The 6,529-nt window shown below is 30.0% G+C and carries 7 protein-coding genes; 3 read left to right on the forward strand and 4 right to left on the reverse strand.

The annotated features are described in order from the left end of the window. Both Q0352_RS01560 and Q0352_RS01565 read right to left on the reverse strand, forming a co-directional pair. A partial coding sequence (locus tag Q0352_RS01560; RefSeq protein ID WP_299522528.1) for an aminotransferase class I/II-fold pyridoxal phosphate-dependent enzyme occupies window positions 1-593 on the reverse strand: 593 nt, incomplete at its 3' end. A gap of 9 nt (window positions 594-602) precedes the next feature. Beyond that, a complete protein-coding gene (locus Q0352_RS01565) occupies window positions 603-1,700 on the reverse strand; it encodes an acyl-CoA desaturase (RefSeq protein WP_299522531.1) in 1,098 nt (365 codons plus the stop codon). 146 nt (window positions 1,701-1,846) lie between these two features. Between Q0352_RS01565 and rsmG the strand changes: the two genes are divergently transcribed. Further along, the gene (gene rsmG / locus Q0352_RS01570; protein ID WP_299522534.1) at window positions 1,847-2,485 is read left to right on the forward strand and encodes a 16S rRNA (guanine(527)-N(7))-methyltransferase RsmG; all 639 of its coding nucleotides are present in this window, start codon (window positions 1,847-1,849) and stop codon (window positions 2,483-2,485) included. Here the strand turns inward: rsmG and Q0352_RS01575 are convergent. Together Q0352_RS01575 and Q0352_RS01580 are read right to left on the reverse strand one after the other, a co-directional pair. After that, complete coding sequence (locus Q0352_RS01575) at window positions 2,482-4,119, reverse strand: DUF6029 family protein (protein WP_299522537.1); 1,638 nt, start codon at window positions 4,117-4,119, stop codon at window positions 2,482-2,484. The genes rsmG and Q0352_RS01575 overlap by 4 nt on opposite strands. A gap of 7 nt (window positions 4,120-4,126) precedes the next feature. Continuing rightward, window positions 4,127-4,612 (reverse strand): TlpA disulfide reductase family protein, encoded by a 486-nt coding sequence (locus tag Q0352_RS01580; RefSeq protein ID WP_299522546.1) that lies wholly within the window; start codon window positions 4,610-4,612, stop codon window positions 4,127-4,129. 110 nt (window positions 4,613-4,722) lie between these two features. On the opposite strand from Q0352_RS01580, the gene Q0352_RS01585 reads away from it, so the two are divergent. After that, entirely contained in the window at window positions 4,723-6,009 is a 1,287-nt protein-coding gene (locus Q0352_RS01585) for an Omp28-related outer membrane protein (RefSeq protein ID WP_299522540.1), read from the forward strand. A 151-nt stretch (window positions 6,010-6,160) separates the two neighbouring features. Next, a complete protein-coding gene (locus Q0352_RS01590; RefSeq protein WP_299522543.1) occupies window positions 6,161-6,340 on the forward strand; it encodes a hypothetical protein in 180 nt (59 codons plus the stop codon). The last annotated feature ends 189 nt before the right edge of the window (window positions 6,341-6,529 follow it).

Below are 6,529 nucleotides of genomic sequence, written 5' to 3' on the forward strand. Positions count from 1 at the left end.
GGATATTTTTCTAACACTTTTGCCAAAGCTCTATATTCTGCCTCACTATAAACAGTACCACTTGGATTATTTGGTGAGTTAAAAAATATCATTTTTGTTTTGGGTGTAATGGCAGCTTCTAATTGTTGAGGAGTAATTTTAAAGTCAGTTTCAATAGATGAAGGGATCTCTTTATAAGTTGCTTCTGCTAATATTGAAATTGCTGAATAACTAACCCAGTATGGTGCTGGCAATAATACTTCATCTCCTGGGTTTAACAAAACCATTGCCACATTTGCAATAGATTGTTTTGCGCCTGTTGATACTATTACCTGATTTGGTTGGTATTCTAAATTGTTATCGCGTTTAAATTTTCTGCAAATAGCTTGTTTTAAATCTAAATAACCATCAACAGGACTATATGAACTATAATTATCGTGAATAGCTTGTATGGCAGCTTCCTTAATAAAATCAGGTGTATTAAAATCGGGCTCTCCCAAGCTTAAACTTATAATATCTTTCCCTTGTGCTTTTAATTCTCTTGCTTTAGCTGCCATTGCCAAAGTTTCTGAAATTGGCAAACTGTTAATTCTGTTGGATAGTTGATTGGTCATAAAATATAATTACGCGTAAGTAGGTTTTGTTCCCAATGTTTTTAATTGGTTAAAATGCTCTATTAATGCTTTTTTAAAGGTTTTATATTCGTTGTATGGTAAATTAAATTCTGAGGCTGTTTCTTTTACAATTTTTGCGATATTTCCATAATGTACATGAGAAATATGAGGAAAAATATGATGTTCAACTTGATGATTAAGCCCACCAGTATACCAAGAAACAAATTTATTATTTGGCGCAAAATTAGCCGTTGTAAATAATTGATGAACTGCCCAAGTATGCTCTAAATTTCCTTCTTTATCAGGTAATGGTGTTTCGGCTTTTGGTACAATATGGGCCAATTGAAAAACTATACTTAATATCATTCCTGCTGTATAATGCATTACAAAAAAGCCAATTAATATTTTCCACCAAGCAATATCTAAGACAAGAAGCGGTAATACAATCCATAGGAAATAGTACACTATTTTGGTAATTATTAAAACGGTCCACTCTTTAGTAGGATTTGGAAATTTACCATAGGAAAGCTTACGCTTAAGGTATCGATGCATTTGCTTAAAATCGGTTGTAATAGCCCAATTTATAGTTAACAAACCATATAATAAAAAAGAATAATATTTTTGAAATTTATGAATTTTCAACCATTTTGCATGTTTTGAAAAGCGAATAATTCTTCCTGCATCAATATCTTCATCATATCCTTCAATATTGGTAAAAGTATGATGTAGCACATTATGCTGAACTTTCCAGTTGTAAACATTTCCTGCTAATATGTAGATGCTGCTACCCATTAGTTTGTTGACCCATTTTTTGCTTGAAAAAGAATCGTGATTGCTATCGTGCATCACATTCATTCCAACACCAGCCATTCCAATTCCAATCACAACTGTTAGTAAAAGTAATGCCCATTGTGGCATATTTACAGTTAAAATTAATAGTAATGGAACTAAAAAAACAGCAAACATGATGATGGCTTTGGAATATAAACTCCAATTGCCCGTTCTTTTAATTTTATTTTCTTTAAAGTAAGTATTGACTTTTTTGTTCAGCGTTTTAAAAAAAGCAGCTTTGTCAATTCTTGAAAAATGTATTGTCTTGTTAATCATGATTTTTTTAATAGTATACAAATATACTCACCAAAATTACACCAATTACGCTATCAATTAAAAATTTTATGATAAAAATAACATTTTTTTAAAAGTTGTGAGTTTAATTTAGGAAATCGTAATTTTGTCATCCAAATTTTTAGCCAATGGAAATTATTACAAAGTATTTTTCTAATTTATCAGAAACCCAAATAGCTCAATTTTCTAAATTAGAAGCATTGTACAAAGAATGGAATGCTCAAATAAATGTAATTTCAAGAAAAGATATTGATGAATTGTACGTACGCCATGTAGTGCATTCATTAGGAATTGCAAAAGTTCAGCCATTTCAGCCCAAAGTTTCAATTTTAGATGTTGGTACAGGAGGAGGTTTTCCGGGTATCCCCTTAGCCATATTATTTCCTGAGACGAATTTTTATTTGGTAGATTCTATAGGAAAAAAAATTAAAGTAGTAAATGAAGTTGCTACTGCACTGGGTTTAGAAAACTTGAAAGCAGAAGCCATTAGAGCAGAAAATGTAAAAGGTGAATTTGATTTTATTGTGAGCAGAGCTGTTACAAATATGGATGATTTTTCTAAGTGGGTAAAAAGCAAAGTCGCAAAAAAGCAAAGACACGAATTAAAAAACGGAATTTTATATTTAAAAGGTGGTGATTTAGCAGAAGAATTAGCAAACTTCCCTAAGGCAACACAATACAATTTAACAGATTTTTTTGAAGAGGAATTTTTTGAAACTAAAAAAGTGGTTCATATTCCTTTGAAATTTAAATTGAAAAAATCTTAAAATGAAGTGGATACTGTGAGCCCAACTCCAGTTGATTCTGGAACAATTCTACAAATTCCACCTACACATAATAAGCCTCCACGCTGTCTTCCATAATTTAAAGCAATTCGAGTTGTATTTTTTGTGAAACTACCTCCAAAATTGTAGTAATGAATTTTTTTAAGCTCATTACCATAATTATACACGTCAGTAGCAAAGAAAGATATTTTTGGGGACAGGTTATATTCTAAAGTACCTCCCCACCAATTTTTCTTATCATCTTTAGTCCATAAATGTTGTGCTTCAAATCGAATTGATTTTTTGGGCGATATTTTATAAGTAGATTCTGCAACCAATATTGTGGCATTAACTTTTCCTACGGTTTCTTCAACATAACGTTTGTTGTAAAATAAATTGGTAAACGTAAAAATTGAAGCCCATTGTTTAGACCATTTTTTTCTCACTTCTAGATTTGTATCTGTGAAATATTTATTACCGAAATTTAAAAATTCAGAAGAGTATGTTCTGTCAACGATATTATATTCTGCATCTAACCCGTACCATGTTGAGTAATTAAAAGCTAGTTTTGTACCGTATTTACCTCCTAAGGAAGAACCTTTTTTAATATTATAATAAATATCGAATTGAGTTCCAATTTCACCTGATTTACCAATTGGATTGTATGATAATTTGGGCTGTGATTGGTAAACATAAATATTAGTTAGACTATAATCATGCTGTTTTGTTAAACTTGGAATATAATTTACAACTTGTTCATTGTATAAATTACCTTCTTGTTCTCTATCTGAAAAGAAGTTCATGTTCTCTAGTCTTCTAAATGTAGCATCTATACCGAAGCCTTTTTTTGAGTAACCTGTATTAAAAACAAGTGCATTTCCTGTTGCTAATTTATCTGTTTTAACAGTTTCAAATTCTACTAAAGCATCTTCATCTTTTATGATATATTCTATATAAGTGTAGATGTTTCCTTTAGAAAAATTTAACCTTCCAGAAAAAGCATTGGTATTTTTATTGAAATTAGGAGCGGCATTTTCAATATCTTGGATTCTACTAACAGCGCTAAATCCAACGTTTATTGATGAATTCTCTAATTTAAACAAATCTGACAAGTTCAACTCAGTATCAAATCCTAAAATTTCACCATCAGAAATATCAAACCCTTTTCGTTGTTTTCCATAAAGAGCTGTTAATTGTAAATAATTGAAGGGTGAATATTTTATTCTACCACCAATTAAAGCATTGTTAATTCCTAGCTCTTTGTCTTCCCAAGATCTTAAAATTAATCCATTACCAAATTGTTCATAAAAATGACCAGCAGTAATATCTAATTTTTCTGTTCTATAATTTGCATAGTAATTTCCCAGTCCAATTTTTTTATCAAAAGTTGGAGAGAAATTTAAAATAGCTTGTGGAGCGTATCCTTCAACCTGAATTCCGAAAGTGAAATGGTTAAATCTAGCATCTAATTTTAGGTAGTTATTTGATCGAAATCTGTCATCTTCATTAAAATCACCAGTTTTATTATCATCTAAATAATATTGGGCATTCGAGTTAAAACTTCCACTAAACCAGTTTTCTTGTGAATATGCTTGTAATGATAACAAGGTAATAATGATTAGACTTATTTTTTTCATAGTATATTTATTGAGCAAATTCTTTAACTTTTTCATATAAATCTATTTCGCTACCTGGAGTATAACCTGAGTGAGAATATAAAATTTTATTATTTTTCACTATTAAAACATGTGGAACCGTATTTGCGTTTACGGCTCTTTTGAAATCTTGATTTGTATCGAGTAATATTTCGTAATCCCATTCTTTTCCATTAACAAGAGGTTTAACTCGTGATGATGTTCTCGCATTATCAATAGATATGGCAACCAATTTAAAGCTAGTTTCTTCTTGCCAATCAGCATAATTTTCTTGGATGGCATCTAGTTCATTGATGCACGGAACGCACCATGTTGCCCATAATGAAATGACTAAAACTTCATCTTTCGCAGCTAGATTTTCTGTGGAAACCATGGTTCCATCTAAAGATTTTAATTTATATATAGGTAATGAACTTTGTGAATAACTAGATAAACAGTAAAGTAGGATGAATAATGATAAAATATAATTTTTCATAAATTTTTTAATTTCTCCCACAATATTAACGTTTTTCAATAAAAAATTAACAATAATAAATGAGAAGTTTTTTAAAAAAATTATATTTGCTTCAAATCAAAAAATATTTTATGAAAACAAACCAATTATTTAGTTTCTTAATGCTAAGTCTAGCTTTTTTAGTAAGTTCATGTAGTGGATCTTCTGATGATATCCCAGAAGTTAATGCAACTTCAATTTTAATAACATCTAATAAACTTGAAGTAGATTTAGGTGAAACTTTAACTTTTTCAGTGAAGGATAATTTAGATGTAAATTTAACTTCAACTGCTTCTATTTATTTTAATAACACAGTTATTACAGGAACATCATACACTCCTTCACAGGATGGAACTTTTGCGATTCGTGCTGAATATGAAGGGTTAAAAAGTTCTAGTATTTACGTGAAAGTAAATGCTGTTAATACGCTAAGTTCTATAGTTGTTTCTAGTTCTTCAAAAGAAATTTTATTAGGAGAAACAGTTACATTATCTGCAGTTGGAAATGAAGGAACAGATTTCACAAATGAGGCTACATATTTTGTTAATGGATTAGAAATTGCTGGTATTACGTATGCTCCTTCTAAAAGAGGAAGTGAAATATTAACAGCTACTTATAGCGGATTAGCTAGTAATGAAGTTAATTTATTAACGGGATACAAACAGAAGGTTTTGATTGAAGATTTTACAGGGACTTGGTGTGGATGGTGTCCTCGAGTATCGTATGCCATAGAATTAGTTGAAGCTGTAATTGATGCGTCAATTACTGTTGCTATTCATAGTGGTTCTACTGACAGTAATAATGGGTATTATGACCCTTATACTTATCCTAATGGAAGTGTTTTTGGCGTTAATAGTTATCCAACGGCAAAGCTAAATAGAAAATCAGAATGGAATAGTCCTGAAACATCTTATGTGAGTCAGGTTAAAAATTTAGTAGAGAATGGTGGTGTCCAAAGAATTAAAAATATTGGATTAAAAATAGCTTCAACGCTTACAAATAACACCTTAGATATTAAAGTTAATTCTGGAATTATTGGTGATTTAGATGGTGAGAAGTTAGTGGTTTACATACTTGAGAATGGTTTAAATTATAATCAAGAAAATTATACAACATATTTCGGAGGTCAATCAGTTTTATCGAATTTTGAACATAATAAGGTTTTAAGACAAGTACCAACTGATTTATTTGGAGATGCTATTACTTCAGGAGATTATGATACAACTTCAAATACTTATGAAAAAACATTTAGTGTTGATTTATTTTCTTCAATTGAAAATAAAGCTAATTTAGAAGTGGTTGCATTTATAGTGGATTCATCAGGGAGAGCGGTAAACGTTCAAGTTTCTGCAGTAGGTGAAACAAAAGATTTCGAATAAAATTTTTTATAATTAGTAAAAAGAGCTTAAATACGGATGTGTTTAAGCTCTTTTTTTTGTTAAATATTTTGGTAAATTGAAAATGTGACATTTGTTAGTTTTTAATTTTAAAATAAAAGGTAAATTTGTCCTAAATTAAAAATGTATAACTATGAGTAACATAAAAGAATGTTTAGTTTGTAAAAAATCTTCAGTTGAAACACCTGTAACAAAATTCTATTATCAAGAAAGCGAATTTTATATTTGTCCACAACATATGCCAACAATAATTCATAATCCACAAGAATTAGTTGGTTTATTACCAGGGGCTGATACATTAACAGCAGGGTAAATAATTTTAAGTATTAGATAATAAAAAACTCGCCAATTGGCGAGTTTTTTTATGATGTATTTAGGATTATTCTCCTAAGAATGGATATTTGTAATCAGTTGGTGTTACAAACGTTTCTTTAATTGTACGATTGCTTACCCAACGTAATAAATTCCAAACTGAACCAGCTTTATCATTTGTTCCAGATCC

It is taken from the genome of uncultured Lutibacter sp. (assembly GCF_937891065.1).
In the GTDB taxonomy this organism is placed as follows: Bacteria; Bacteroidota; Bacteroidia; order Flavobacteriales; family Flavobacteriaceae; genus Lutibacter.